Genomic DNA, 607 nt, shown 5'->3' on the forward strand with positions numbered 1-607 from the left:
GCTCAAGGTCATGCCCGATCTCCCGGTCGGAGAACTGCACGATCGCGTCGTCAACAACGACTTCGATACCGGCAAGAACCTGGCGGAATATCCAACGGAGAAGCTCGAAGGCAAGAAAATCGCCATTCTCGGTTACGGCAATATCGGCCGTGCTTTGGCACGGATCGCCAAGGCCTTCCATATGGATGTGGTGATCTACGCCAGGCCCAACCATAGGGGCAATATCCTCGCGGAAGGATATGACTATGCCGATAGCCCGGCGGCTGCCGCCAAGGGCGCTGACGTCCTTTCCGTTCATCTTGGCCTCGGAAAGCAAAACCCGGAAACCGGCGCGTTCTCGAATGCCGGGCTTGTAAACCGCGAGGTGTTTTCGGCGTTGAACGACCGGTCGGTGCTCCTCAACTATGACCGTGGGGAATTGGTCGACGTCGCGGCTCTTGACGAGGCCCTGGCATCCGGAAAGGTCCGTCACGCGGCGATCGATGCCGACGTCTTCAAGACCCCCGACGGCGTCAGCGGACCGATGAAGCCCTATCTCTCGCTGCTTCCCCAGCATGCGGAAAAGCTGGAGCTCCTGCCGCACGCTGCGGCGGACACGGACCACCCG

At 60.6% G+C, this 607-nt stretch carries 1 protein-coding gene; it reads left to right on the forward strand.

Translation table 11 applies throughout. The features are described from left to right. Positions 1–607, forward strand: a 607-nt coding sequence (locus tag AC1D0P_RS27085) for an NAD(P)-dependent oxidoreductase (RefSeq protein ID WP_477679559.1), incomplete at both ends; no start/stop codon positions are given.

This window comes from Polaromonas sp. P1_G2 (genome assembly GCF_056405515.1).